This is a genomic window from Glutamicibacter sp. FR1 (assembly GCF_047300825.1).
Classification (GTDB): domain Bacteria; phylum Actinomycetota; class Actinomycetes; order Actinomycetales; family Micrococcaceae; genus Glutamicibacter; species Glutamicibacter nicotianae.
The window spans coordinates 631,097-656,666 of record NZ_CP178602.1 but is presented as its reverse complement, the minus strand read 5'-3'; the positions used below and the strand labels follow the sequence as shown (position 1 = coordinate 656,666).

The window sequence follows — 25,570 nt, the reverse complement described above, 5'->3', positions numbered from 1 at the left end:
GGGTGCCGACTCCCCTGACCCATCTGACCGGCACTTCTGATTGATTCAAGGAACCACCATGCTTACACAGAACTCACTTTTGCGCGCTCAAAAACGCGCAATCTTGTCCGTCGCCGCGCTCTCTATGGCCCTACTCACGGGCTGCACGCAGTCAATCAGCGAAGGACCCGCTGCGCAAGAAGCTGCCAGCGTCGCAGTCTTCAGCCACGTCCACGGCATGAGCGTTGACCCGGATTCCGGGCGCATCCTTTTGGCCACCCATGAGGGACTCTTCGATGCCACAGCTGACGAACCGCAGAAAATCGGGCCCACCATTGACCTGATGGGATTCGCCACCGCCGGAAAAGACGAGTATTACGCTTCCGGGCACCCGTCGACTGAGACCGGTCTGCCCGACCCGGCGGGTTTGATCCGATCAACTGATGGCGGGTCCACGTGGGAACCGCTCTCTCTTCAAGGCAAATCCGATTTCCACGCCTTGGCCGTCACCGGCGAGAGCGTCATCGGTTTTGACGGCACACTGCGGGTGACCGATGACACGGTCACATGGAACACCATAGATGCCGGCATCCAGCCCTATCATCTCGCCGGAAGCCCGCTGTCCCAAGTCGTGCTGGCCACCACCGAACAAGGAGTACACCGTTCTGAAGATGGCGGGAAAACCTGGACCTTACCCCAAGACGCTCCGGTCCTGCTGCTGACCGCTTTTGCCAGCAAATCGGTCGCCGTCGGAGTGGAACCGGATGGTGCGGTGCAGCTCAGCCGCGATGCCGGACGCACTTGGCAAAAGACCGGTGGAGTCGTCACCGGGCAACCGGCTGCCATTGCCGCCACCGGCGACGATGGCGGACAGGTGCGGATCTGGGTGGCCACCAGTACGGGTATCTCACACTCCACGGACGACGGAGCGACTTTCACCGAGAAAACCCCATGAGCCGAATAACCTCAAAGAATCCCGGCACCGGCTCACCTGTCGTCATCAGAGATGCCACAGAACAAGACCTGAGCAGGATGGCCTCGGACATGATCCGCTACCTTCCAGATGGATTATTCCCCCACTTAGGAAACCACTTCGTACGTCGTTGGATGAAAACGTTCCTCACCGAACGATTCGGGATTGCCCTTGTCGCCGTGAGTGACGATGAACAGCCAATAGGCTTCCTAATTGGCTCGACCAACCAAGTCCGCCACATCGCTGACGTACTAGCCAACCAGAAGTGGGGACTTCTCCTCTCGGGTCTCGCGGCGCTCTCCATCCGGCCACGTGTACTTCTTCATTTTCTGGGCACCCGCGCACGTCCCTATGCCCGTCGTCTGCTAGGACGCACCGCTAGCCCGGTATCCAGCGACAGAGTGATACCGTCGCCTGCTGTCATTACATCACTTGTGGTGTTGCCAGATCGGCGTGGTGAAGGAATAGGCGTTTTTCTGATGGACGCATTCCTTAAACGTGCAACAGCGGACCATGCCAGGTTGGCCGAGCTCGCCACCGCGGCCGGTGCCAACGGGGCAGGTAAATTCTATGAGAAGCACGGTTGGACATGCGTCGAGCAGCGATTCTCCAAGGATGGAATGGCAACCAGTATCTACCACCGCTATCTTCAGTAACCGGAAATGTAGGCTTCGGCCGGATCAACGACCCGCCGAACGTCGGTCACGATCTCTAATCACCGCAGGTTAGCTCTTAGGCACCGTGTTCCTCCAAGCTCAGAGAGCTAGGCGTCGAAATACCAGACGGCGGCCAGCGGCATTGCAGACACGGCGGACCGCCAAAGCGGCATGAGGCTGCGTAAAAACCGTAATCCGTTGGATCGACTGCGCGCCACGAGCTGGCCGCCATCCTCTATTTTCCTATGCTCCCCCAAGACTCACACTTCATAAAGGACTGCTTCATGACTTACCAATTCAACCGACGTTCCTTCCTTGGACTGTCCATTGCCACGACCGCAGCTGCTGCCCTAAGCGCCTGCGCACCCAAGGCCCAGAACTCCACCGGGGTGTCCCGAGTCCTGCCCACCGACCCGCTCATCGCAGAAGTCGAAAACTTGCGCCCCAGTACCGGAAAGACGGTCACGAAAACGCTGAAGGCAGAGTCGATAAGCACGGCAATGGCCGGAGAGAAGATCACTACATGGGGATACGACAAGAAGCTGGTCGCCCCCACACTACGTGGCATGGTCGGTGACCAGCTCAACCTGAACCTCACCAATGAGCTTCCTGAATCCACCAGCATCCACTGGCACGGTCTTGCCTTACGCAACAACGCCGACGGCGTGCCTGGACTCACACAGGAGGCAGTGGAGACTGGGACCAGTTATTCCTATAACTTCAAGCTGGCACATCCCGGCACGTATTGGTATCACTCCCACGTCGAGATGCAGCGCGAACGCGCCCTCTATGGCGCTCTGATCATTGATGATCCGCAAGAACCATTGCAGTACGACAAGGAGTGGGTGATCGTCTTGGATGACTGGCTTGATGGTGTCACCGGAACGCCTGATGAAGCGATGAAGGAGCTCGCTAAGGGGATGGCACCGATGAGTGGAATGAGCCACGGTAGCGAAGACGGCGGCATGGTGATGGGCCATATGCTCATGGGTGCAACCAGCGATTTTTTGGGCGGAGATGCCGGTGACGTGGCCTATCCGTTGCATTTGTTCAACGGCACCACCATCGAAAACCCCGAGGTTTTTATGGCACAACCCGGGGATCGAGTTCGATTGCGTATTGTCAACGCCGCGGGCGACACTGCCTACCGGGTCGGAGTTCCGAAACAGAAACTTATCGTGACCCATACCGATGGATTCCCGGTCGTTCACGCTGAGGTTGACGCCGTCGTCTTGGGCATGGGAGAGCGCATCGACGCGCTTTTGACGATCCAAGATGGTTTCACACCGTTGTTGGCCTTGGCCGAAGGGAAAGCCCAAATGGCCTACGGTCTCATTGCAACCGGGACAGGTACGGCCCCAAGAAAGGGTGATCTCCCGACGGCCTTGACCGGAGAGATCGTTGACGGTGGACAGCTCACCGCCGACCCTTCCGTGAATCTTGCGGTCAAGACGCCGGACCAAGTCCACGAGCTGCGGTTGACCGGCGGAATGGAGAACTACGACTGGGGCATCAACGGCCATCGTTTCGACATGGCCAAGCCATTTGAGCATACCTTTGATCTGAAAGAAGGACAGCGCGTGGAAGTGAAATTCATCAACGACACCGACATGTGGCACCCGATGCACATCCACGGCCATACCTTCCAAATCGGGCAGTCCGGGGCACGAAAGGACACCGTGATTGTCCGTCCACGGGAAACTGTCACCGTCCAATTTGATGCCGATAACCCGGGCCAATGGCTCACACATTGCCACAATGCTTATCATGCGGAACGCGGCATGATGGGAGTATTCTCCTACGTCAAGTAGCTCACGAAACCATGGGCATGTGCATAAATCCTCGTGCTGGCCTACATCGCCTTGAGCATGGGCATCTTCGCCGTCACCTTGCTGCTCTCGGGCAGCGGTGCGGGCATGGGGCTGGGTCTCGGCCTCTTCGGCATCCTCTCGATCATCCGCCTTCGGTCCGACACCTTGACCCAGGAAGAAGTGGCCTACTACTTCAGTTCTACAACCATGTATAAACCGGCGCCGATCTCACAAACCGTCTCTGCAAACCTCTCAGGAGTCTGACAACATGAAAACCCTCAGCGAGTCCCAAGCACAGCGCTTGGGACGGCGTACCTGCTTGCGCGCCGGCATGCTTGCTGCCTTAGTTAAAGTGAAGGCCGAATTTATCGGCATCAATATCCGTGACGAGAAAGAAGCCGCACAAGCCTTCGAGCGCATTTTCGGGATCTCATACCCATCGGTGCAAGACTCCCAAGGTGAAATCCGGCTGGCTATGACCCAATATGTCCCATTGCAGGCAGTGCCCACCACGCTGGTGCTCGACAAACAGGGACGGGTCGCGTCACGTGTCCTTGGAGCGGCCGAAAAGGCCACGCTTAAGGCCCTGATAGATACCTCCCTTCAGGAGTCGCTGTGATGAATTTGCCGCTCGCCACCACCTTGGCAATTTCGGTCCAGAGCAACCCTTTTGCTGAGGTTATCCAAGATGGATCCTTGCTGCTTGCGGTTCCCGTGGCGGTCCTTGCCGGCCTCGTCTCGTTTCTGTCGCCGTGCGTTCTTCCTTTGGTTCCGGGTTATCTTGGCTACGTGACTGGGCTATCTGGTGCTGATCTCGTCGAGCAGAAACGTGGCCGCATGGTCGCGGGTATTGCTCTGTTCATCCTCGGATTCACTGCCGTCTTCGTGCTCGCCGGAGTGGTCTTTTCTCAAATCGCCGCATGGATGCGGTTCGAAGGTGCCTGGGTCACTCAGCTTCTCGGTGTGCTGGTGATTTTCATGGGCATTGTGTTCATGGGTGGATTTTCTTTCATGCAACGCGACGTGAAGATGCACCGCAAACCACCGGCTGGCTTGTGGGGTGCCCCGGTATTGGGTGTGACCTTCGGGCTTGGTTGGGCACCTTGTATCGGACCCACACTTGCCGCAGTGTTGGCAATGAGTACCGGCCTTGACCCCAACCCTGCGAAGGGCGCCTTACTGACATTCTTCTATTGCATGGGGCTGGGGCTGCCATTCCTTTTCATCGCAGTGGGGTTGCGACGCGGAATCGGTGCCATGAAGTTCCTGCGTCGGCACCAGCTATCGATCATGCGCGCGGGCGGCGGCATCTTGATTCTTCTTGGAATTCTGATGGCCACCGGCCTGTGGGGCTCCTGGGTGACGCAATTGCAGGACTGGTTCGCCAATGAGATCAGGTTGCCCATCTAATGGCACAAAAGATGTAATGGCCACAGCTACTGCCTGGACAGGCATGTGGCACTCGCTCTGAACACAGCCCACCAGCGTGTATACCGACACTCTGCTGCTGAACCGTCGCTGTAGCTAGGCATAGTTCTTCTCCGGCACTTGGTAAACCCAGAATCGGCGACAAAGTATTGGTTACTAATCTTTTCCGATGAGGCCAGAGCCGTCCAGATATGGCCGAGTCGCTGTGATGGTTACCCGAAGATGCTGCGGTGAAGCACAGCCGGTCACCCTCGGATTCCTCCATGGATTCACCGAATCTCAAGCAAGAAATAACAACCACCTTATGGGTAGGCACCTCGCGAAGTGTTCGAGGTGGCTACCCATTTATTTATCCAAACTGTCAAACCTATGTTCTATATTTTAAGAAACCAATTCGCTTAGATAGATCATGGGTTCAATAAAGGTGTCATTGGGTCAACTCTTCTTAGCGAATATCAACGAAAGTGATACCGATGGTTACCAACATAGACTCCTCCGACCGTAAGCCGCGGCGCGAATACATCGCCCATGTGGATGTGAACAGCTTCTATGTCTCATGCGAACGGGTTTTTGACCCGAAGCTCGATGCCCGCCCGGTGATCGTGCTATCCAATAACGACGGCTGCGCGGTCGCACGTAGCAGCGAAGCCAAAGCCCTGGGCGTTGAGATGGGTGCGCCGTGGTTCAAGCTCGCGGCCGACGCCGGCCGCCGCGTACACAGTTCGTCCAGGAACTAATCGCGCAAGGCAGGATGCGCCCTCGTGGGCAAGCGGAAATCGATAAGGCCAAAGCCGATGGACGGTGGGACCGCGCCTACCAAGGGCAGGCCACAGCCCTAGTGCCCGAAGACCTACAGCGCGCTCTAAACGCGAACCCGACTGTCAATGCCGCTTTCTAATCGCTGAAGTCCCAGCCGCCCTATCACATTCTGCACCAGCTGATGATCGCCAAGACTGATAAGACCCTGTCGGCAAGACTGGAGAAATTCGTTCGGCAGCTGTCCGCAATATCAGGCTAAGGTGAACAAGCCAGATTCTCCCTAGATCTTTTCTGTAACCAAGGGCGCGAATGGCTATACACGACGAAAAAGACGTAAGAAACTCATCACAACCATTTCGCCTGCAAAGATCAAGATCCAGTTCACTGGGAAGCGACGAACGGTTGCCCTGGCCAGAGGGCTGCTGCCGATCCCGTGGGCCCCAACGTCGCAAGCCAGCAGCCTCTAATCAGAGATTCGCCAGCCTGCCACATACCCCTGAGGTGCTCTCGGAGACGGTAGAGCGCGGTGGGCTGTTGCAAATCGATTGCAGGCATTTCTTCTTCTCTGCTGTTTTGCAGTACTTCGAAAGCGTCCCACTTCCTGTTCAGCGCCTCGGTGATCATGCGACCGCTGACCAGTACCGCGCCGGAAATCGCCAATAGCGCGCCGACCAGCGGGCCGAAGAATAACGCGACGAGGCCAAAGACAAACACTGTCCAGCCAAGCCCCATCAGTATGGTTGTTCCAATGATCCCTTTGTGAATTATAGGTTAAGTCTATTAGTTATTTGATCTGCAATCTGGAATAACTGATGCTTAGTAACGAGTCAGTCACCAGATTCTCCATCCCTGTCAGCCAACGGTCACAATTGTCATAGAACCCGAAAGGACATTCTTCTCATGGCATTACGTGTATTGCTCCCCCTGGCAGGATCTCGTCGACCGGCTGCAGCTTCCGGGAATCGAACCGATCCTCTGGCACATCGATGATGACCCCAGTGACGCCCCGCCGGCCGACGTGCTAGTTACCGAACGTCCGAGCAATCCTGAGCTGCGTTCAAGGGTCTCCCGCATCAAGGGGACTGAAGCATGTCCATCTGCTCTCCATCGGATACGATTGGGTTCTGGAGCATCTTCCTGAACAAGTGTCATTGGCCAATTCCAAGGGCGCCGTGGAAGATGCCACCGCCGAACACTGCCTCGCCCTGGTCTTGGCATCCTTGCGCCAGCTACGCAAGTTGGCCAGCAGCAGCGCGAGCGGCAGTGGACCAGGACGTGGACTAGCCCGTTGCAGGGGTCCAAGGTAGTGCTTCTCGGGGCCGGTGGAGTCGGCAGCGAAATCCGCTCGCGGCTACTGCCCTTCAAGCCTGCCGAGCTAAATTCTTTTGCCCGTACAGAACGAGTCCATGAGCATGACTTCACCATTCATTCTCTCGATCGGCTCGGGGCTGTTCTTCCCACTGCCGATGTGGTGACTGTTGCCCTGCCGCATACCCGGGATACCGAGCAGCTCATCGACGCCGAATTCCTCTCGTCAATGAAGGACCGCTCGCTGCTGGTCAATGTGGGACGCGGGCCCATAGTCGACACCGAGGCCCTGCTACCGGAGCTGTAAGCCGGCAGACTGCATGCTGCCTTGGATGTCACCGATCCCGAGCCGTTGCCGGCAAACCATCCGCTGTGGAGCTCGCCGAATTGCATCATCACCCCGCACATGGCCGGAGACACTGGACAGTTCATCTCGCTGGTCTCCGAACTGGCAATAAACCAGGTCATCGCCTTTGCGCACGGTGAAGAACTTGCCAGCCAAGTCATGAATTGACATAGTGTCAAGTCCCGGGGTTAGCAGAGGCTCCTTAGCTTGTTTTCCTGCGCGGCTCCCACAACCGTGCCATTCTGTTCGTCCCACTGTTGATGGACCTCGGCCCAGCTTCCAATGTGGTGGACGTTTCAATGGGTTGTATGCGCAATGAGATCGGCGCCGAACGCATTAATTCCATCCGCGGGGCGGGATACAGATGGAAATGACCGAGGTCTACGACCGCACCAAACCGGCGAGCGCCCCGGCACCGCCGAAGCCGGGAAGGCAGTGCCAGCGGCGGATGGGCTGGATCATTCCAGCGGTTTCGGCCTTCACACCCGTCGTACCCGGAACCGCGGGAGCACTGACCGTTGGCATTTTCGCCATCGCGATCTGGGCGTGGACGTCCATGAAGCTTGCCGACACCTATGTGGCCCTGTGCGCCTGACTTGCCCTGGTGACTGTCGACGCTTTGGACACCTAGCAGCCGTGCCATGGTCGGCGCCAAAATCCGAAAACAAGTTTGGGTTGTCAATGGCCTACCGAGGGAGCGCTTTCTCTGCGTCAATCTGAGTCAGGTTTTTGAAACGTTCAATAATTTCTGAACATGATCCGGATATTCAATCCCACAAGTACTGAAGGAAACCGCGACTGGCCTCTGGGAACGAGCCCGCGGTTTCTTCGCTAGGGCGGACATTGCCATTACCGCAGTGTGCGCCCAGGTGCCGGGTTCAGACGCGAAGCAATGCCGCACCAAACCGTACCGGCCAAGGCCCCTGGGAAAGTCGAACAGTTCAGACGGACGCCGGCGCAAGTATAGGCCTATGCCACCCTCACGGCAGCAATGAAGCCAGGGCCGCAGCCTGCAGCGCCTGGCCTCACCACTATGAGCATCGTCGACCCCGCACTAGGATCAGTGCTCTTTCTCCGTCAGATCGGGATCACGCCCCCACGGGGAACCGCGTCTAGACCAGCGCGGTCTGCAGTTCCTTGGCTGCCTGTGCCGGGTCGGCTGCGGAGTAGATGGCACCGCCGGCCACGGCTACCTGCGCGCCGGACTTCTGGACGTTGGCGATCGTGCTGATGCTGACGCCGCCAGCCACCGAGAACGGCACCTGGGATGCCATGCCAGCGCTCAGCAGCACGTCCAGGTCGTAGCCCGGCTGCGCCTGCTCGTCCAGGCCAGCATGGAATTCGACAAACTGGACACCCAGCGCAGCAACTTCGCGGGCCCGGGCTGGCTTGTCAGCGATGCCGATCAGATCCACGACGATGCCCTTGCCGCGCTCGGTGGCGGCCTTGACTGCGCCGGCGATCGTGGAATTATCGGCGGCCCCGAGGATGGAGACCAGATCCGCGCCAGCGGCGAAAGCGATATCCGCTTCCAGTTCCCCGGCGTCCATGGTCTTCATATCCGCGAAGACGGTCTTGTCCGGGTGGGCCTGCTTGATGGCGGTGATCACCGACAGCCCTTCGGCCTTGATCAGCGGGGTGCCCAGCTCGATGATGTCCACATACGGGGCGACTTTTCCAGCCAGTTCAAGGGCTTCGGCAGTGCTGAGCAGATCGATGGCAACTTGGATTTTCATGATGTTCCCTTTCAGGGGTTATTGGTGGTGGGTTGGTATTGGCGCCAAAACGCCGGTCTACTCCAGGTTCGCGTGGCGCTGCCACAGCTGCTGGGCGGTGGCGTCATCCGCGCTCCAGAGCGTGTGGAACACGATTTCGGTGATCAGGAACAGCGCCTGCTCGAACAGGCTGCCGGAGTATTGGCGGGTAATGGACGATCCGTGGTCCGTTTTCCCGGCGGCCGGGACTTCTACGAGAATGTGGGCGGCCGTCCCGATGGGGCTGGATGGATCGGTGGTGATGGCCGCGATCCGGGCGCCGGCCTGCTGGGCGGTGCGGACGCTCTGGACCACGCCCGCGGTGGTTCCGGATCCGGAGGCCACGAGCAGCAGGTCCCCCTCGGCAATGGCCGGCGTGGTGGCATCCCCGGCGACGTGCACGGCCAGGCCCAGATGCATCAGGCGCATTGCGGCCATGCGCAAGGCCAGCCCGCTGCGCCCGGCGCCGGCGACGAACACCCTCGGTGCCGCGCGCAGCTGCGCTGCGAGCTCGATGACCTGCCGCGGCTTCACGCCCCGCACGGTTGCCTCGATCTCCGAGTGGACCAGGTTCATGGTGTCCAGCACGTCCTGCTGGGATATCGCTTCGGTGAGGGGTTCGGCCATGGTGTTCATGCCATTCCTTTCGACAGCGCCTCCCGGCGGACCGGATAGGCTTTGATGGGCATGGTTCAATTCTCCGGCCAGAAAGGGGTGGCCGCTACGCCATTTACAGGCAGTTGAACCTATCCTTTCGGATAGTGGCTGGTCCCCCGAGCTGCGATACACTGGCCTGCATGAGCATTCTGGACTCCTCTATCGTCCCTGGCCTGCAAGCTGCCGAACCGGCACCAGGGGTGCTCGAATCGATCGCGCTGCTGGCCACGGCTGCACTGCCGCAGATCGCCGTTCGCCTGCGTGATGCCCTGGCTCCGGAAATCCGTTGCGCGGCCCTGGCCATTTTCACCGAGGAGTGCACCGATAGGCCCAGGAAGCTTGCCGGCGACCAGCACATCACGGATCTGGTGGGCATTGCGGAACTGGATCGGATCCGCGGTTCCCATCCCGGTGAGAACCGCTGGAGCGAGCGTGCCGAGATCGGCGGTGCTCCGCGGGAGATCCTCGCCCTGCGCTACCCGCCCAGCAATGCGTTGCTGGTGCTCATCGAGCCCCGCCCCGCCGGTGGCCAGCCCGAGTTGATCGAATACCTGTGGAATCTGGCCGCCAACCGGATCCGCGAGAAGGTGGCCGATGCCCCTCCGTCCTACCTGCGCGAATCGCGCGCGGTATCGGCAGAGCGGGTCCGGGTTACCGGCGAGCTGGTGGAACAGTATGCGACGAGCCTCGATATTCTGCTGGCGACCTTGCGTTCGACGCAATTGGACGATGCGGCCGCGCGCGTTGCCGCCATCGACCTTGCGGCCAAGACCCTGGTTGGGCTCAAGACCGTGGATGACCGCACCAATAGCATCGTGGAGGAACCGGTTGCTTCGGCTTTCACCCGCTTGCGCGATGACCTGCGCCCGTTGACCACTTTGAGCGGTGTGGACCTGCAATTCGTCGAGCCGCCCAAGAATGGCAGGGCGCTGCCCGGCGAGGTGGCCCATGCCGCCCGGGCCATCGTGCGCGGCCTGGCCTTGGCGATGATGGAGCAGGAAGACATCCAGCGGATCCGGGTGCAGTGGGACTGCGACGGCGAGAATTTGCTGATCAATGTCCGTGACGATGCACGGGGCGGCATTGATCCCTCCGCGGCTGCCTTGGACCGCCTCGTGCGGCGCGTGGAGGCGTTGAACGGGCTGATCGAGATCGAGGTCATGGACGGATGGGGCACGGAAGTCTCGGTGAGGCTCCCGCTGGATGCCCCGCCGTCGGCCGTGGCGGAAATCGCCGAATGGAGCCTGGGTGGCCGGGAATTCGAGGTCCTGCAGCTCCTGGCAGCGGGGCAGCGCAACCGGACGATTTCGCAGGCGCTGGGGATCAGCGAGAACACGGTGAAATTCCACGTGCGCAATCTCTTCAAGAAGATGGGCGTCAGCTCCCGCGCCCAAGCTGTCGCGATGGCGCACAGCCATGGGGTGGCCAGCTCCACGTAGCCTGCCGGCATTGATGCTGGGCTTGGCGATGACCAGGCCTGCGGGGACAAACTGTTGAAGGAAAATGCAGCGGTCGAGCCCTCATCGCTTTGGCCCTCCGACGGCTGGCCGCGCTCTTCGCCACGATTCGTGACGGGTCATTTCATGATGTTCCGGAGCAGGAAATTGCTCCACGGTCTCCAGCCACGACCCGGCGTCCTTCGAGCAAGCAATGGCAGGCATCATCCCGACGGTGAATCCAAGCTCTAGCAACTATGGGCAACGAGGTGCAGGATAGATTCCATGGATCCACAAGATGCTTTGATTCTTCCTGATGTCACCGCTTGGCGCGCTTGGCTCGACGAACACGAAGAAACCAGCGATGGCCTTTGGCTGGTAGTGGCAAAGAAGGGAACGACTTCCCCCACCTCGCTCACTGTCGCACAAGCATTGCCCGAGGCGCTTTGCAGCGGATGGATCGATGCCATCCGCCGCAAGCGCGATGAGACGACCTTCCTCCAGCGCTACACTCCCCGCCGGAAGAATTCTGTCTGGTCCCAGAAGAACACTGAATTCGCCCAGGAATTGATTGATCAAGGACGCATGCGGCCACGGGGCTTCGCGGAAATCCAGAAGGCCAAGGAAGATGGACGGTGGGAGCGTGCCTACCAAGGCCAGGCCACCGCCCAGGTTCCTCCGGATTTGCAAGAAGCGCTGGATCGCTCGGCCGTGGCGGCCAAGAACTTTGCGGCCTTGAAATCCCAACCGCGCTATCACATCCTGCATCAGCTGATGATTGCCCGGACGGAGAAGACAAGAACTGCCCGCTTGGCGCGGTTCGTTGCAGAACTTGAGCAGGGTCCAGAAGGCTGATCCTCGGTCTGGTATAGCACTACACGGATGGTGCTGCTGAGCGTTAGCTTCTGGAGCGGTAAATCGCTTCGGCGATCATGGCGCCTGCTTGCAGAATCGCTGCCGCAAGAATGACTAGCGCGGCTGCAGTGGCCCCTCCTAGAATCAGCATGACTACTCCGACAAGGCCCAAGGTCCAGGCAATGAATATTTCTCCTGTAGTTATTCCCAGTCCGGCCTGAGAGCTTTTCTTCACTCTCTGAGTCATATTGCCAGTTTAGACGCAGGGCCAAGTTCTCAGGAAAATGATTCCGTGAACTGCTCCGCCATCTAAATCAGGTTGGACGCGGAACTGATCATTTCATTCAGCACCTTGGTACGGTGGAATTCAAAGCCCGGGCCACCCCGGCACTATCTCATCTCAAGATTGGATTCATGGTTTGCGTGTATTAGTTCCGTGGCAGAGCTTGGTCGACAGCATGCAGATTCCCGGGGTCGAACCCGTCTTGTGGAATATCAACGATGGCGAGCCGCCAGCAGCCGACGTGCTTGTTACCGAACGACCGGTGGATCCATCGCACCGAACGCGGGTGGGCAGAATTGCTGGATTGAAGCATGTCCATCTGCTATCCATCGGCTACGAATGGGTGCTGGATCATTTGTCCGAGGATGTCGCGCTTTCAAACTCCAAGGGCGCGGTTGAAGACGCAACTGCGGAGCATTGCCTGGCATTGATTCTTGCTTCACTGCGCGAACTTCCCAGGGCTTATCAGCTCCAGAAGGAAGAATCCTGGTCGCGGCTTTGGACCTCATCACTGCACGGATCGAATGTTGTAGTACTTGGCGTTGGAGGCGTGGGCACAGCCATTATCGAACGGCTCAAGCCATTCAAGCCTGCACAGATCACGGGAGTTGCCAGCACCTCGCGCACCATCAACGGCGGGATCGACGTTGTCTCCTTTGCAAACGTGCATCAGCTATTGCCCTCAGCGGATATAGTCATCTGCGCTTTGCCCCACACGCCCCAAACTGAAGGCCTGATTGGCACGGAGTTCATGGATCGGATGCACAACGGCGCCCTTTTGGTCAACGTTGGGCGAGGACCAATCGTTGCCACGGCAGCTCTGATTAAAGAGCTGGAGTCCGGGCGACTGCGTGCTGCATTGGACGTTACCGACCCAGAACCGCTGCCGGTTGGCCACGCGCTGTGGAACGCCCCGGGATGCATCATCACCCCGCATATGGCTGGTGATACAGGACAGTTCGTGGAATTGGTTTCAGAACTAGCAACTCGACAGGTTCAGTTGCTTTCTTCGGGTCAGACACCACTGAATCTCGTTCGCTGATCTTATTGCCCTCATTAGGCGCCTTATTTCAGTAGGAACCTGCCGATAGGATTGGTGGTAGAGGCAGTTCCGCTAAAGAACTCGCATGACAATCCCGTGGTATCTCGCGGCCTTTCGCCTAGGCTAGTTCATACGATGGAAACTAGAGCACAGACGCATCAAACCGGCGGCCGCGACCGCGCTATCGTCGAGCGGAATCGCACCGGTGAAGATGACTTCCGCATTGATATTGAGCGCATCCGCTTCTCCCCATATTTCTCCCGCTTGTCCTCGGTGACGCAGGTGATTCCACAGGCGGGTTCAGGGACCCTGGTCCACAACCGCCTGACCCATTCGCTCAAGGTTTCCGCTGTGGCGCGTTCCATCGCGATCAGTCTCAGAAGAAGTGACGAACCGACTAGGCGACTTATCTCCGATTTGGGAGGGTGCGACCCGGTAGTCGTCCAGGCGGCGGCAGCGGCCCACGATCTGGGCCACCCGCCCTTCGGCCATCTGGGAGAGCAGGAACTCGACCGGGTTGCCCGCGATACCTTGGGGCTTCCTGATGGATTCGAAGGCAATGCGCAGACCTTCCGGATCCTCACTGCCCTGGACAGCTGCGATGCCACACCGCGTGGCATGAACCTGACTCGCGCGGTTCGCGCGGCAGTGCTCAAATACCCCTGGACGCGCAATGAATGGCGCAGCCAAGGCCCGGTCGCTCCGGAGCTGCTCCCCCGCGGCGTCGGCGCGAATCCGGCTGCTGGCGCCATGAAGTATTCGGCCTACGATATCGAGGCTGAGGAAATGAACGATGTCCTTTCGGTCTTCCCGGGCATCGGAAAATACCAGCAGACACTGGAAAGCTCGGTTATGGATATCGCAGACGATATCGCCTACGCGGTTCATGACCTCGATGATTTCTATCGAGCCGGCATTCTGCAATACACCAGCGTCTCCGCTGAACTGCGAGCGTGGCTGGATCAGTCCGTCCGCTTCCAAGCCCTGAAGGCTCCAGAACTGGACCAACGGCAGCCGGGCCATGCGCTGGAAATCACCTGGCGCCATGTCCTTGCCAAGGATCCCTGGATTGCCAATCCTGAAGCATTCCGCGCCTCGGTGCAAAGGGTCGGCCATGACCTGGTCGATGGCTTGCTCGCGGTTCCCTACGACGGCGGCCTGCAGGCAGACCGCGCGGTTACCGCCTTCACGCGGCGATGGATTGACCGGTTGCAGGAATCCATCACCGTTGAACGCACGCCTAATGTGCGCAGCGGCCATATCCGCTTGAGCGATGAAGCGTGGCATGACGTCGTGGTTCTCAAGTTTGTCCATGCCCGCTTCGTCTTGGACCGTTCAGATCTGGCAGTCTACCAGCGCGGGCAAACGCGAATTATCCGTTCCCTGGCAGAAGGCTTCAACACCTGGCTCAACGACCCGGAGGATGCCGGTCGTGCACCGCGGCGGTTGCTGGACTCGGTGGAAGCTACCACCGAGGAATACCGCCAGCTGCGCGAGAGCACCCCAGAGCTGTTCTCGCAGTCCGGCCCGCATGAAATCCAACGGCTGGGCCAAGCCCGGGCCATCGTTGATTACATTGCTTCCTTCACCGATGCCCAAGCCGTCTCGCTGAATTCGCTGCTCACCGGCACCTCGGACAATCTCTGGGAGGCCGGCCGCGGGCTGTAGCGGCCGGGTGCGGCACCGAGCCGGCGGGATAGCCCGCCTGCTCGGTGCAGCACCCGGCCACAAATCGCGGCATGTTTCATGCCGCGAGAGCCTGCTGAGACAGCTCCTCGAGAACGATCTTTGTCATCATTGACTGTGTCAGGTGCGGATTGATCCGGGCGCTGAAATGCCGCGACATCAGCAATGCCATCCGGTTAGCTGCTTCGTTATGCCGATTTCCGTTGTGCCCGCGAACCCAGCAGGCACGGGTACGCCCGGTGCGCTGCTCAAGACCCTCATGCACCTCACGATGGACTTTCGCGGAACGCTGGCGTCCGTGCACGAGGTCGTTCACTACTTTCACCAGGGCACGGCTGTCACTGAAAATGGTCAGGTCCGCATCGAGCGGGGCGTGGGAAAGCGCCAGCAACGCTCCAGTGGATTCCGCCAGGAGAGTGTCACGGATGTAGTACTTCGGAGAAATTGCGCTGGCCCAATGGCCTTGAGATGTCACCATCGCTCCAGCACTGCGGAACTTCCTGTTCCGGGGCAACGAACCGTCGGTATAGGCAACTACTGGAAGATTCGTCTGGTATTCCTGCACCAGCGGGGCCAGCGCCTGGCTATTGGCCTGGTTGGCGATACCGAGATCGAGCCCGAATTGCCATGACGGATTGAGACAGAAAACGGGATTCATGGATAATTCCGCCGTTCCAAGATCGTCGTCCTCCTGGAACAATAGATCGATGGATGACGGCTGCGAGATCTTGCTGGTGCCGGAAAACTCCGCAATAGCCTGCAGGATGGCCTTGTCCAATTCCCCGTATGCGGCGGTACCCGTTAGCGTCAGCAACGGGCGCTTCACAAAATCGCACAACGTCAACGCAAAATCGAAGTGGAGACCGTGCGTGCTTCGCTGGGCCAGGTGCTTTCGTTCGATTATCTGTTCTGCGAATGGAACGTACTGCTGTTTCTTCCCTTTGGAATCGCGAATGAATGCCGAACGTCCGAGAACTGCGATCAGCCTTGAAGGCTGCGGCTGTCGTTGCACGCCGGCCAATCTCCGCACGCCATCCGGTTCAAGCGCAATCGGCATTTGCGGCCGTGGAACTGACACCAGCATCGAGATCCCTCCTGACTGTTTGTGGCGATGTGAGGCGATCCTATCGACTGGCTCCGACGAATTAGCCCGAGCCCGGACGGCGGTCGGTCGAGGACGCCAATCTTCAAAGAGTCGGGATTCCGGCGGCCCGCTCATCTTCGTACGGGCACCTTGGCGAGAGAGATCTCTCGCGCGCCGGCTACCCTGGTCGAAATGTCCGTGCGCCATGGCAAGATCGAGGTATCGACAACACCGCATTGCAAGGAGCACAGTGGACTCGCAACTTCCCCTCAGAATCCTCGAAGCGAGCGGCCTGCTGCACCGGCTGGGCTACCTCGGGCTACGGGTCCTGCCCGGCATCAACGCCTCCGGCACCGCATGGCGCATCATCATCTTCAACGTCATCGAATGGAACGCCGAGGACAAGTTCGGCGACCCGCACAATGCGTCGGAATCCTGCGTCTACACGACAGCCGGGGTCAATGTCTTCAACAACGACGTGCAGTTTCCCGAGGATGTCAGCCACGTCGGCGTCGCTGAAGCAATCCTCGAATCCATGCCTTCGCTGCAACGCAGCACCCCGGGCGAGACCGGAAACCTGGACTACGTGCGCTGGTACGCCCAGCTGCTCTCGCAGGTAACCCGTCTCGATGAGTTACCGGTGGCATATGCGGATTACTTCGATGATTCTGAGGGATGGGAACTGGGATGGGGCAGCGACCGCCGCTTCCCGGCACCGCCGCGCTATCTACCCGAACCGGATGCTCCCCTGGTGCCAGCCAAGGCAGGACATCGCGACGAGCACTACGTGCTGGATCTGTGCGCCGAGGTGCTGGGTATGTCCTGCGCCGGCCAACAGACCTTCGACTGGTTGCGCGGGGAACCGTCGCTGAAGAGCGGCAAGCGCAAGGCGTTGCCGGTCGACGGCTATTTCGAGGCGCTGGGTCTGGTGGTGGAGTACCACGAGCGGCAGCATTCTGAATCCGTCCCGTTCTTCGACAACAAGATGACCTCCACCGGAATGCTGCGCGGGGCGCAGCGCAAGCTCTACGATGCCCGCAAAGCGGCGCTGATTCCGCAGCACGGATTGACGTTGCTGGTCATCGACTACCGCGACTTCTGCCACAAGAAGGGCAAGATTGTGCGTGATCCAGCGCGGGATCGGGAGATCGTGGCGGCGCTGCTGGCCAGGGCCGCGGAATGCAGCGACCCCGGGGTCGTTACGAACTTCCCGGTGCCGCTGGCGGAAACACCCGCAGAACGTTAAAACAGGCAGGCGCCGTTCCCCGATAAGGGAACGGCGCCTGCCTGTTTAGCTCAAGAGACTACTTGGTCAGCAGTTCCAGCGCCTTGTTCAGCGTTGCGCTTGGGCGCATCACAGCGGAGGTCTTGGCCTCGTCCGGACGGTAGTAGCCGGCGATATCCACGGCCTGGCCCTGGACCTCGGCGAGCTCGGCCACGATGGCCTGCTCGTTCTCGTCCAGCACCTTGGCAACCTCGGCGAACGCGGAAGCCAGCTGCGCATCCTTGTCCTGCTTGGCCAGCTCTTCTGCCCAGAACTTGGCCAGGTAGAAGTGGCTGCCGCGGTTATCCAGCTCGCCCACCTTGCGCTTAGGCGACTTGTCTTCCAGCAGGAAGGTGCCGGTTGCGGCATCCAGGGTGTCTGCCAGGACCTGGGCACGGGCGTTGTCGTTGTTGACAGCCAGGTGCTCGAAGGAAGCTGCCAGAGCCAGGAATTCGCCCAGCGAATCCCAGCGCAGGTGGTTTTCGTTCACCAGCTGCTGCACGTGCTTCGGGGCGGAGCCGCCTGCACCGGTCTCGAACAAGCCGCCGCCAGCCAGCAGCGGAACGATGGACAGCATCTTGGCACTGGTGCCCAGTTCCAGGATCGGGAACAGGTCGGTCAAGTAGTCACGCAGCACGTTACCGGTCACCGAGATGGTGTCCTCGCCCTTGCGGATGCGCTCGATCGAGTACTTGGTGGCCTCGACCGGGGACAGGATTTCGATGGTCAGGCCATCGGTATCGTGTTCCTTCAGGTACTCGTTGACCTTGCTGATCAGCACTGCGTCGTGGGCGCGGTTCTCGTCCAGCCAGAACACTGCCGGGGTCTGCGAGGCGCGGGCGCGGTTCACTGCCAGCTTCACCCAGTCACGGATGGCAACGTCCTTGGTCTGGCAGGCGCGCCAGATGTCGCCGGCGAAGACCTGGTGTTCGATGAGCACGGTGTCGTTCTCGTCGACGATCTGCACGTGGCCATTGGCTGCCAGTTCGAAGGTCTTGTCGTGCGAGCCGTATTCCTCGGCCTTCTGCGCCATCAGGCCAACGTTTGGCACGGTGCCCATGGTGGTCGGATCGTAGGCGCCGTTGGCACGGCAGTCATCGATGACCACCTGGTAGATGCCTGCGTAGGAGGAGTCCGGCAGCACGGCCAGGGTGTCTGCGGTGTTGCCCTTGGCATCCCACATCTTGCCGCCCAGGCGGATCATGGCTGGCATGGAAGCGTCAACGATGACATCCGATGGGACGTGCAGGTTGGTGATGCCCTTGTCGGAATCGACCATGGCGACTGCCGGGCCTTCTTCCAGGCCCTTGGCGATCAGCTTCTCGACGCCGGCGCGGACCTCGTCGGACAGCTCGTCCAGGCCGTTCAGGATAGCTGCCAGGCCGTTGTTCGGGTTCAGGCCGGCTGCTGCCAGTTCCTTGCCGTAGGTCTCGAACAGCTCGGAGAAGTAGGCCTTGACCACGTGGCCGAAGATGATCGGGTCGGAGACCTTCATCATGGTGGCCTTCAGGTGCGCCGAGAAGAGGATGCCCTCTTCCTTGGCGCGGGCCACGGAGTTCTTCAGGAACTCGGACAGCGCTGCGGCGTGCATGACGGTGCCGTCGATGACTTCGTCCTTGAGCACGTTGAATGGCTTCTTCAGGACCTTGACTTCGCCGTCTTCGCCGACGAAGCGGATCGAGATCTTCTTGTCCGCGTCGATGACCACGGACTTCTCGTTGGAAGCGAAGTCGTCGGCACCCATGGTGGCCACGTTGGTCTTCGAGTCGGCTGCCCACTCGCCCATGGAGTGCGGGTACTTGCGGGCGTAGTTCTTCACGCTCAGCGGTGCGCGGCGGTCCGAGTTGCCTTCGCGCAGCACCGGGTTCACTGCAGAACCCTTGATCTTGTCGTAGCGTGCGCGGATGTCGGTTTCCTCATCAGAGGATGGGTTGTCCGGGTAGTCAGGCAGTGCGTAGCCGGCAGCCTGCAGCTCGGCGATGGCGGCCTTCAGCTGCGGGATCGAAGCCGAGATGTTCGGCAGCTTGATGATGTTCGCTTCCGGGGTCTTGGCCAGGTCGCCAAGTTCCGCCAGTGCGTCACCGATGCGCTGTTCCTCGGTGACATAGTCCGGGAAGGTAGCGATGATACGACCGGCCAGCGAGATGTCGCGGGTCTCAAGTTCCACCCCGGCGGTCGACGCGAAGGCCTCCACGATTGGCAGGAACGAGTGCGTCGCCAGCATTGGCGCTTCGTCGGTGTGAGTGTAAATAATCTTTGCCATAGGTGTGGCGTCTCCCTGAACGTCGTGCGGAAGCGGTGTTACCGCCCTGAACTCAACGTTCCAAATCTACCTGATTTTGCCCCGCACCACACTTTCCAGCCTGCAGAAATGCGCGCGACAATCCCCGATATTCGCCGAAATCCCGGGCTGGACTGCCCGCAAGCAGTTCGTCACATTTAAGTTAATCGGTGATAACTCAAGATTGGCCTTCGCTATTCGGACACGGCCCCGGCCAGGGCTGCCAGATTCGCCAGAGCCGCATCGAAGAGCTCAACCGGATCCGCAGACTCCCCGGCCCGCTCCGCCTGGCCGAAGCACTGCCAGGCCACCCGCCACAGGGCAGCCAGGGTTTCGCCGATGATCAAGGCGGGCATGGCAGGCAGCAGCCCTCGGCGCTGCAGCTCCTGCGCGGTGGCCGCCGAGAAGGCTTCCTCCTGCCGGGTAATGGCCAGCAGCAGCTTCTTCAGAGAATCCCGCTCTCCTCGCTGCTCTCACAACCGCAGTCGCTTTCCTGGTGCTCTGCGGAGGCGGCTTATTGCTTGATCAGCGACGCAAGAAGAAACATTCAATCTCTTGAAGGTCGCACCATGAATCGTTTAGCTAAAGCGGCTACTGCCTTACTTGTCACGACGGCCTTGGCGGCCAGCTCTGCAGCAACGGCTTTTGCCAACCCGACTGCACGCGAGACGTCAGATGAGTCCTCGTCCTTCGTTTCAGGGAAACGGAGCGAAGAAATTAAAGCAGGCTTGGACTATGTATTGCAGACGAAAAAACCTCCCGTGGTCAGCGAGACTTCGTCCACGATTGAGAAGGACTACGAGTTTTCGGAAGGGTCGACCCTAACCATCGTTCAAGATGCCAAGGCAGCTATTGACGTTGCCAACCCTGCCCTCAGTGCAGGGCAAGACTCGACTGGCTTCTACATTGAGATGTCGCCAGCAGATCAGCGATCTTTTATCAACGGGGCAGCGCTCTGATTCTGGCCTCGATACGGGCGCTGATGGGGCCGTTTGCGATTGCGGTTCTTCCAAATTTGGGCTCGTATATAACTCCACAGCTCGAAGGCCTTACTTGTGCTAATGAAAATAGGACAATGCGGTTCTATTACACTCTCGACGGCAACGCGGTGTCTTCCAGACGCATCTAAAGGCGAAAGGTTCGCACGCAGGTTCTTGAAACCGCGGGTCAGAAATAGGTGACTGCTCAGATGCTGACTTCAGGGGCGCACTGCTGATGCCCTTGCCGATTCCCGGAAAAGCTCCGTTCCATGTTCTGCCCAGCCATCCTTCTCCCCTCGCCTGCAAGGTGATAGCTTGAAGGCCAATCAGGGAATACCAATTGCCTTGGTCTTCCTCATCCCCGGATCACCGGGCCGCCAGATAGGGGACGCACCATGGCAGCAGTGCAGGACACCGACATGAGCGATCTCGCGATTGCCTCGCGGGCAGTGCTCGCACCGATGTCCCGGATCGCCGAGGCCGCCGGAATCCCGGACGCTGCGCTGGAGCCCTATGGCAAGTACAAAGCCAAGATCGATCCGGCGCTGTTGCCCACCGGTACCCGGCGCGGAAAAGTGGTCCTGGTCAGCGGCATGTCCCCGACCCCGGCAGGGGAAGGCAAGTCCACCATGGTGGTGGGCCTGGCCGATGCGCTTTCTGCCACCGGGACCAAGACCATGATCGCGCTGCGCGAGCCCTCGGTCGGCCCGAGCTTCGGCATGAAGGGCGGAGCCACCGGCGGCGGCCTATCTCAGGTGCTGCCCATGGACGAGATCAATCTGCATTTCACCGGGGATTTCCACGCCATCACCAGCGCAAACAACCTGCTCATGGCAATGCTCGACAACCACCTGCAGCAAGGCAACGCGCTGGGCATCGACCCGCGGTCCATCACCTTCAAACGGGTGCTGGACATGAACGACCGGGCACTGCGCCACGTGGTGATCGGCCTGGGCGGTACCGCCAACGGGGTTCCCCGTGAAACAGGCTTTGAAATCACCGCCGCTTCCGAAGTCATGGCAGTGTTCTGCCTGGCCACCGGGCTCGCGGACCTGCGCGCCCGGCTGGGCAGGATCACCGTCGGATACACCTACTCCAAGGCTCCGGTCACCGCCGATGACCTGGGCGCGGCAGGTGCCATGGCGCTGCTGCTCAAGGAAGCCATCAAGCCCAACCTCGTGCAGAGCATCGGCGGCACTCCTGCGCTGATCCACGGCGGGCCCTTTGCCAACATCGCCCACGGCTGCAACTCCGCCATCGCCACCAACACCGCCCGCGCACTGGCCGATGTAGTGGTGACCGAGGCCGGCTTCGGCACCGACCTGGGCGCCGAGAAATTCATGGACATCAAGGCCCGCTACGCCGGGTGCCCGCCGGACACGGTGGTCACTGTCGCCACCGTCCGCGCGTTGAAGATGCATGGTTCGGTACCCAAGGAAGAGCTGGGGACCGAAAACGTCGAGGCCGTGCGCGCCGGGCTGCCGAACCTTGAACGCCACGCGTCGATCATCGCCAAGTTCGGCATCAAGCCGGTCATCGGCATCAACCGCTTCACCACGGATACCGATGCCGAGCTGGAAGCGGTCACCAGCTGGGCAGCGCAGCAGGGCATCGCCTGCGCCATCGCCGATGTCTGGGGCCACGGCGGGGCCGGGGCCACCGAGCTGGCCGCCACGGTGCTGCGCGCCATCGAGGAACCGGGCAACTTCTCCCCGCTGTACGAGCTGGAGCAACCGGTCGAGGACAAGATCCTGGCCCTGGTGCGCGAAATCTACGGGGGCGAAGGCGTCGAGTACTCCCCCAAGGCCCGGCGGATGCTCCGGCAGATCAATGACAATGGGTGGTCCCACCTGCCGGTCTGCATCGCCAAGACGCAATATTCCTTCTCCGATGACCCGCAGCTGCTCGGCGCCGCCAGCGGCTTCACCGTGCAGGTCCGCGAGCTGGTTCCCAAGACCGGTGCCGGATTCATCGTGGCAATTACCGGGGCGCTGACCACGATGCCGGGCCTGCCGAAGGTTCCGGCTGCCGTGCACATGGATGTCGACGAGCAGGGCAACGCCATCGGATTGTCGTAGCTGGCCGACTCGCCGCGGATGCTGCCCGCGGGCACCGTTCCACTGCGGGCGAACATGATAGTTCGCTGAGCGCGCCAGACTCCACGCAGCTCCCCCGACTAGGCTGTGTGGAACCAGCACCCTCCAGCTGGCATCAAGACAAGGCACGGAAGAAGGGAAGCAACTATGGGAACCGCAAACCACGACGAAACCACAGGACCACGCGAGACCCCGGATCCAGAGGGCGAGAATACTGCTGTCCCTGATCCGGACGACGCACAGAGCGCGCCCATCCCATTCGGCCATGAAGGTGCCGACGGCGAAGAAGAGGACGAAAGCTAAGCGGAGCACAGTCCAGCACGAGACCGGCCCGGGGCCGGGGATTCCATAAGGAATCCCCGGCCCCGGGTTTTCTCATTCCTTGCGCAATTCTCCTGTTCAGCACGCAATTCGGGGCAGTTCCTCCGGTCCTTCGTAGAGCTGTCCTCCAAACTCGACGTCAAGATTGTTGAACAATTACGGAAATTGAGGCATTCTTTTACCAACAGGTTTTCACGAGACGGGGATCACAATGCCATACATAGACTTGAATTCGGACGTCGGAGAGTCCTTCGGCAACTGGAAGATGGGCGACGATGCCGCCATCTTCACCTCCGTTTCCTCCGCCAACGTCGCCTGCGGCTTCCACGCCGGAGATCCGAGCACCATCGCCCAGACCTGCCGCGATGCCGTGGCAGCCCAGGTCACCATCGGCGCCCACGTCGGCTACCGCGACCTGGCAGGCTTTGGCCGCCGCTTCCTGGATTGCTCCGCCACCGAACTGGCCGATGACGTGCTCTACCAGCTCGGCGCCCTGCAGGCACTGGCCCGCAGCGCCGGCAGCGAGATCAAGTACGTCAAGCCACACGGCGCCCTGTACAACACCATCGTGCACCACGAGGTGCACGCCCAGGCTGTCATCGATGCCATCAAGGCCTTCGGCACCGACCTGCCGGTGCTGCTGCTTCCCGGCTCCGTAGCCCTGCAGAAGGCCGAAGCCGCCGGCCTGCGCGGCGTCGCCGAAGCCTTCGCCGACCGCAACTACACCCCGGAAGGCACCCTGGTCTCCCGCCGCGAGACCAACGCCGTGCTCCACGACCCGGCTGTAGTCACCGAGAACATGGTCCGCCTGGCCACCGAAGGCACCATTGTTGCCGTGGACGGTAGCACCATCAAGATGCCTGCCGAAAGCATCTGCCTGCACGGCGACACCGCCGGCGCCGTGGCCATGGCCAGCGCCGTGCGCGCCGGCCTGGAACACGCCGGCGTGCAGATCCGGAGCTTCGCGTGAGCATCCGCGCCATCCACCGGGCAGGATCGCACGACCTGCTGGTCGACCTCGATTCGCTCGACTCGGTGCTGGCGCTCACTGCCGCGCTGGAAGCTGACCCGCTGCCCGGGCAGCGCGATCTGCTCTCCGCCGCGCAAACCCTGTTCTTGAAATTCGGGACCTCCGAAGAAGCCGCCCAGGCCAGCCAGCAGTTGCCCGGACTGGACATCGGCAGCGTTGCGCACGCAGCTGGCAAGATCGTCGAGGTTCCGGTGCACTATGACGGCGAGGATCTGGCCGCCGTGGCCGAACTGACCGGCCTGGACATCGACGGGGTCGTCAAGGCCCATTCCAGCCAGTCCTGGCGTGCGGTGTTCGGCGGCTTCGCCCCGGGCTTTGCCTACCTGCTGGGCGAAAACCAGCTGCTGAACGTCCCGCGCCGGGATACCCCGCGCACCAAGGTGCCTGCTGGCGCCGTCGCACTGGCTGGGGACTATTCGGCCGTCTACCCGCGCCAATCCCCCGGCGGATGGCAGCTGATCGGCCACACCGATCTGCAGCTGTGGGACCTGGACCGCGAGAATCCCGCGCTGATCCGCCCGCAGGACACGGTGAAGTTCGTCCCTGCCACCGAAAGGATTTCCGTCCAGGCACCTGCCGCCAAGCCCGCCACCATGCAGGATCCGGGCAACGGGGGCCTGCGGATCCTTGATCCCGGCCTGCAGTCGCTGCTGCAGGATGCCGGACGCATCGGCTACGGCAACCTGGGCGTCGGCGTCGCCGGCGCAGCCGACCCGGCAGCCTTCCGCCAAGCCAACCGCCTGGTGGGCAACCAGCCAGGCCAGGCAGTCATCGAGAACCTCGGCAGCCGTTTGAGCATCGAAGCCGATCAGGACCAGGTGCTGGCCCTGGCCGGAGCCGAAGCCGAAGTGTGGATCACCCCGGCCGAGGACGATGAGCTGCGTACGCCGCGCCAGGTGGCGGTCAACGCGCCGTTCGCGTTGCTGCACGGCGAGCGCCTGGACGTCGAGCCAGCTGGCCGCGGGCTGCGCAGCTATCTTGCGGTGCGCGGGCGCATCGAGCAGGAGCCGGTCCTCGGCTCGCTGTCCACCGATACCCTCTCCGGGGTGGGTCCCGAGCCGCTGAAGGCCGGAAGCATGCTTGAGGTGCAGCGCCCGCGCATTGGCCACATTGTCGGCAACAGCGAACCGGGCACCTTGCCGGTTCCGGACGAGAACGGCGTGTACACGCTGCGCGTCATGTCCGGTCCGCGGGCCGACTGGTTCGGCCCGGCAGGCCTTGAGCAGCTCACCGCGCAGGTCTGGGACGTCACCAGCGAATCCAACCGCGTGGGCGTGCGCCTGGCCACCGGGCAGCAGCCGCTGCAGCGCGTGCGCGAAGGCGAGCTGGCCAGCGAAGGCGTGGCCCGCGGATCCTTGCAGGTTCCGCCCTCCGGCCTGCCGGTGCTGTTCCTCGCAGACCACCCGGTGACCGGCGGCTATCCGGTGATCGCCACCGTGGTTGCCGAAGACCTGAGCGCAGCCGCGCAGCTTCCTCCCGGAAGCAAAATCCGATTCGTCCTCCAACCCGCTGCCGGACACGCGGCATCTGACGCCTAAGGA

23 protein-coding genes and 2 pseudogenes are annotated in these 25,570 nt (G+C 60.8%); 19 read left to right on the top strand and 6 right to left on the bottom strand.

Annotated features, from left to right (window positions below):
- The first annotated feature begins 58 nt into the window (after window positions 1–58).
- The 7 genes and pseudogenes from ACLQ8T_RS03175 to ACLQ8T_RS03145 form a co-directional block, all read left to right on the top strand.
- Window positions 59–934 carry a F510_1955 family glycosylhydrolase gene (locus ACLQ8T_RS03175; protein ID WP_413455667.1) on the top strand — a complete coding sequence of 292 codons (876 nt, stop codon included), beginning with the start codon at window positions 59–61 and terminating at the stop codon, window positions 932–934.
- Window positions 931–1,608 (top strand): GNAT family N-acetyltransferase, encoded by a 678-nt coding sequence (locus ACLQ8T_RS03170; protein WP_047118363.1) that lies wholly within the window; start codon window positions 931–933, stop codon window positions 1,606–1,608. Before ACLQ8T_RS03175 ends, ACLQ8T_RS03170 begins: the two co-directional genes overlap by 4 nt.
- A gap of 284 nt (window positions 1,609–1,892) precedes the next feature.
- Window positions 1,893–3,419: a multicopper oxidase family protein gene (locus ACLQ8T_RS03165; RefSeq protein ID WP_413455666.1), complete on the top strand. Its 1,527-nt coding sequence runs from the start codon at window positions 1,893–1,895 to the stop codon at window positions 3,417–3,419.
- Window positions 3,420–3,452: 33 nt separating this feature from the next.
- On the top strand, window positions 3,453–3,683 hold the full coding sequence (locus tag ACLQ8T_RS03160) for a DUF4956 domain-containing protein (RefSeq protein ID WP_338085745.1): 231 nt from the start codon (window positions 3,453–3,455) through the stop codon (window positions 3,681–3,683).
- A gap of 4 nt (window positions 3,684–3,687) precedes the next feature.
- Window positions 3,688–4,038 (top strand): TlpA disulfide reductase family protein, encoded by a 351-nt coding sequence (locus ACLQ8T_RS03155; RefSeq protein WP_204720762.1) that lies wholly within the window; start codon window positions 3,688–3,690, stop codon window positions 4,036–4,038.
- Window positions 4,038–4,829: a cytochrome c biogenesis CcdA family protein gene (locus ACLQ8T_RS03150; protein WP_413455665.1), complete on the top strand. Its 792-nt coding sequence runs from the start codon at window positions 4,038–4,040 to the stop codon at window positions 4,827–4,829. The genes ACLQ8T_RS03155 and ACLQ8T_RS03150 overlap by 1 nt, the downstream gene beginning before the upstream one ends.
- Before the next feature lie 491 nt (window positions 4,830–5,320).
- Window positions 5,321–5,551 (top strand): annotated as a pseudogene (locus ACLQ8T_RS03145) (DNA polymerase V subunit UmuC); the annotation flags it as partial.
- Between the two features lie 436 nt (window positions 5,552–5,987).
- On the opposite strand, the gene ACLQ8T_RS03140 reads toward ACLQ8T_RS03145, so the two are convergent.
- Window positions 5,988–6,338, bottom strand: a complete 351-nt coding sequence (locus ACLQ8T_RS03140; protein WP_204720758.1) for a hypothetical protein — start codon at window positions 6,336–6,338, stop codon at window positions 5,988–5,990.
- A gap of 556 nt (window positions 6,339–6,894) precedes the next feature.
- Between ACLQ8T_RS03140 and ACLQ8T_RS03135 the strand changes: the two are divergent.
- Together ACLQ8T_RS03135 and ACLQ8T_RS03130 are read left to right on the top strand one after the other, a co-directional pair.
- Window positions 6,895–7,428: pseudogene (locus ACLQ8T_RS03135) on the top strand (NAD(P)-dependent oxidoreductase).
- Between the two features lie 196 nt (window positions 7,429–7,624).
- Window positions 7,625–7,855 carry a hypothetical protein gene (locus tag ACLQ8T_RS03130; RefSeq protein WP_204720754.1) on the top strand — a complete coding sequence of 77 codons (231 nt, stop codon included), beginning with the start codon at window positions 7,625–7,627 and terminating at the stop codon, window positions 7,853–7,855.
- A 517-nt stretch (window positions 7,856–8,372) separates the two neighbouring features.
- Here the strand turns inward: ACLQ8T_RS03130 and hxlA are convergent.
- Both hxlA and hxlB read right to left on the bottom strand, forming a co-directional pair.
- Window positions 8,373–8,996, bottom strand: coding sequence for a 3-hexulose-6-phosphate synthase (gene hxlA / locus ACLQ8T_RS03125; protein WP_413455664.1), 624 nt, complete (start codon window positions 8,994–8,996; stop codon window positions 8,373–8,375).
- A gap of 57 nt (window positions 8,997–9,053) precedes the next feature.
- Window positions 9,054–9,650 carry a 6-phospho-3-hexuloisomerase gene (hxlB, locus tag ACLQ8T_RS03120; protein WP_413455663.1) on the bottom strand — a complete coding sequence of 199 codons (597 nt, stop codon included), beginning with the start codon at window positions 9,648–9,650 and terminating at the stop codon, window positions 9,054–9,056.
- Window positions 9,651–9,811: 161 nt separating this feature from the next.
- On the opposite strand from hxlB, the gene ACLQ8T_RS03115 reads away from it, so the two are divergent.
- From ACLQ8T_RS03115 to ACLQ8T_RS03100, 4 genes are all read left to right on the top strand, one after another.
- A complete protein-coding gene (locus ACLQ8T_RS03115) occupies window positions 9,812–11,110 on the top strand; it encodes a LuxR C-terminal-related transcriptional regulator (protein ID WP_413455662.1) in 1,299 nt (432 codons plus the stop codon).
- A gap of 282 nt (window positions 11,111–11,392) precedes the next feature.
- Window positions 11,393–11,962 carry a YdeI/OmpD-associated family protein gene (locus ACLQ8T_RS03110; protein WP_022874851.1) on the top strand — a complete coding sequence of 190 codons (570 nt, stop codon included), beginning with the start codon at window positions 11,393–11,395 and terminating at the stop codon, window positions 11,960–11,962.
- A 458-nt stretch (window positions 11,963–12,420) separates the two neighbouring features.
- Window positions 12,421–13,287, top strand: coding sequence for a 2-hydroxyacid dehydrogenase (locus tag ACLQ8T_RS03105; protein WP_254590739.1), 867 nt, complete (start codon window positions 12,421–12,423; stop codon window positions 13,285–13,287).
- Between the two features lie 135 nt (window positions 13,288–13,422).
- A complete protein-coding gene (locus ACLQ8T_RS03100; protein ID WP_413455661.1) occupies window positions 13,423–14,955 on the top strand; it encodes a deoxyguanosinetriphosphate triphosphohydrolase family protein in 1,533 nt (510 codons plus the stop codon).
- Between the two features lie 76 nt (window positions 14,956–15,031).
- Here the strand turns inward: ACLQ8T_RS03100 and ACLQ8T_RS03095 are convergent, their stop codons facing one another.
- Window positions 15,032–16,057, bottom strand: a complete 1,026-nt coding sequence (locus ACLQ8T_RS03095) for an RNase H family protein (protein ID WP_413455660.1) — start codon at window positions 16,055–16,057, stop codon at window positions 15,032–15,034.
- Between the two features lie 250 nt (window positions 16,058–16,307).
- Here ACLQ8T_RS03095 and ACLQ8T_RS03090 point away from each other — a divergent pair, with 250 nt between their 5' ends.
- A complete protein-coding gene (locus tag ACLQ8T_RS03090; protein ID WP_413455659.1) occupies window positions 16,308–17,303 on the top strand; it encodes a hypothetical protein in 996 nt (331 codons plus the stop codon).
- Window positions 17,304–17,361: 58 nt separating this feature from the next.
- Here ACLQ8T_RS03090 and ACLQ8T_RS03085 read toward each other — a convergent pair whose 3' ends face one another.
- A complete protein-coding gene (locus tag ACLQ8T_RS03085) occupies window positions 17,362–19,584 on the bottom strand; it encodes an NADP-dependent isocitrate dehydrogenase (RefSeq protein ID WP_413455658.1) in 2,223 nt (740 codons plus the stop codon).
- A 212-nt stretch (window positions 19,585–19,796) separates the two neighbouring features.
- Window positions 19,797–19,958 (bottom strand): hypothetical protein, encoded by a 162-nt coding sequence (locus tag ACLQ8T_RS03080; protein ID WP_413455657.1) that lies wholly within the window; start codon window positions 19,956–19,958, stop codon window positions 19,797–19,799.
- Between the two features lie 165 nt (window positions 19,959–20,123).
- Here ACLQ8T_RS03080 and ACLQ8T_RS03075 point away from each other — a divergent pair, with 165 nt between their 5' ends.
- The 5 genes from ACLQ8T_RS03075 to ACLQ8T_RS03055 all read left to right on the top strand — a co-directional run bounded on the left by ACLQ8T_RS03075 (window position 20,124) and on the right by ACLQ8T_RS03055 (window position 25,567).
- Window positions 20,124–20,561: a hypothetical protein gene (locus ACLQ8T_RS03075; protein ID WP_413455656.1), complete on the top strand. Its 438-nt coding sequence runs from the start codon at window positions 20,124–20,126 to the stop codon at window positions 20,559–20,561.
- Between the two features lie 416 nt (window positions 20,562–20,977).
- Window positions 20,978–22,660 (top strand): formate--tetrahydrofolate ligase, encoded by a 1,683-nt coding sequence (locus ACLQ8T_RS03070; RefSeq protein ID WP_413455655.1) that lies wholly within the window; start codon window positions 20,978–20,980, stop codon window positions 22,658–22,660.
- A gap of 165 nt (window positions 22,661–22,825) precedes the next feature.
- Complete coding sequence (locus tag ACLQ8T_RS03065; RefSeq protein ID WP_413455654.1) at window positions 22,826–22,981, top strand: hypothetical protein; 156 nt, start codon at window positions 22,826–22,828, stop codon at window positions 22,979–22,981.
- Between the two features lie 229 nt (window positions 22,982–23,210).
- Window positions 23,211–23,969 (top strand): LamB/YcsF family protein, encoded by a 759-nt coding sequence (locus ACLQ8T_RS03060; protein ID WP_413455653.1) that lies wholly within the window; start codon window positions 23,211–23,213, stop codon window positions 23,967–23,969.
- A complete protein-coding gene (locus tag ACLQ8T_RS03055) occupies window positions 23,966–25,567 on the top strand; it encodes a carboxyltransferase domain-containing protein (RefSeq protein WP_413455652.1) in 1,602 nt (533 codons plus the stop codon). Before ACLQ8T_RS03060 ends, ACLQ8T_RS03055 begins: the two co-directional genes overlap by 4 nt.
- Window positions 25,568–25,570 lie beyond the last annotated feature (3 nt).

What these genes read in the sequence shown, in the direction of transcription:
- ACLQ8T_RS03115 (WP_413455662.1), top strand. Translation starts at nt 9,812, where the DNA reads ATGAGCATTCTGGACTCCTCTATCGTCCCTGGCCTGCAAGCTGCCGAA.
- ACLQ8T_RS03150 (WP_413455665.1), top strand. Translation starts at nt 4,038, where the DNA reads ATGAATTTGCCGCTCGCCACCACCTTGGCAATTTCGGTCCAGAGCAAC.
- ACLQ8T_RS03095 (WP_413455660.1), bottom strand. Translation starts at nt 16,057, where the DNA reads ATGCTGGTGTCAGTTCCACGGCCGCAAATGCCGATTGCGCTTGAACCG.
- ACLQ8T_RS03080 (WP_413455657.1), bottom strand. Translation starts at nt 19,958, where the DNA reads ATGCCCGCCTTGATCATCGGCGAAACCCTGGCTGCCCTGTGGCGGGTG.
- ACLQ8T_RS03165 (WP_413455666.1), top strand. Translation starts at nt 1,893, where the DNA reads ATGACTTACCAATTCAACCGACGTTCCTTCCTTGGACTGTCCATTGCC.
- ACLQ8T_RS03130 (WP_204720754.1), top strand. Translation starts at nt 7,625, where the DNA reads ATGGAAATGACCGAGGTCTACGACCGCACCAAACCGGCGAGCGCCCCG.
- ACLQ8T_RS03170 (WP_047118363.1), top strand. Translation starts at nt 931, where the DNA reads ATGAGCCGAATAACCTCAAAGAATCCCGGCACCGGCTCACCTGTCGTC.
- ACLQ8T_RS03100 (WP_413455661.1), top strand. Translation starts at nt 13,423, where the DNA reads ATGGAAACTAGAGCACAGACGCATCAAACCGGCGGCCGCGACCGCGCT.
- ACLQ8T_RS03085 (WP_413455658.1), bottom strand. Translation starts at nt 19,584, where the DNA reads ATGGCAAAGATTATTTACACTCACACCGACGAAGCGCCAATGCTGGCG.
- ACLQ8T_RS03060 (WP_413455653.1), top strand. Translation starts at nt 23,211, where the DNA reads ATGCCATACATAGACTTGAATTCGGACGTCGGAGAGTCCTTCGGCAAC.
- ACLQ8T_RS03140 (WP_204720758.1), bottom strand. Translation starts at nt 6,338, where the DNA reads ATGGGGCTTGGCTGGACAGTGTTTGTCTTTGGCCTCGTCGCGTTATTC.
- ACLQ8T_RS03065 (WP_413455654.1), top strand. Translation starts at nt 22,826, where the DNA reads ATGGGAACCGCAAACCACGACGAAACCACAGGACCACGCGAGACCCCG.
- ACLQ8T_RS03070 (WP_413455655.1), top strand. Translation starts at nt 20,978, where the DNA reads ATGGCAGCAGTGCAGGACACCGACATGAGCGATCTCGCGATTGCCTCG.
- hxlB (WP_413455663.1), bottom strand. Translation starts at nt 9,650, where the DNA reads ATGAACACCATGGCCGAACCCCTCACCGAAGCGATATCCCAGCAGGAC.
- hxlA (WP_413455664.1), bottom strand. Translation starts at nt 8,996, where the DNA reads ATGAAAATCCAAGTTGCCATCGATCTGCTCAGCACTGCCGAAGCCCTT.
- ACLQ8T_RS03105 (WP_254590739.1), top strand. Translation starts at nt 12,421, where the DNA reads ATGCAGATTCCCGGGGTCGAACCCGTCTTGTGGAATATCAACGATGGC.
- ACLQ8T_RS03155 (WP_204720762.1), top strand. Translation starts at nt 3,688, where the DNA reads ATGAAAACCCTCAGCGAGTCCCAAGCACAGCGCTTGGGACGGCGTACC.
- ACLQ8T_RS03110 (WP_022874851.1), top strand. Translation starts at nt 11,393, where the DNA reads ATGGATCCACAAGATGCTTTGATTCTTCCTGATGTCACCGCTTGGCGC.
- ACLQ8T_RS03175 (WP_413455667.1), top strand. Translation starts at nt 59, where the DNA reads ATGCTTACACAGAACTCACTTTTGCGCGCTCAAAAACGCGCAATCTTG.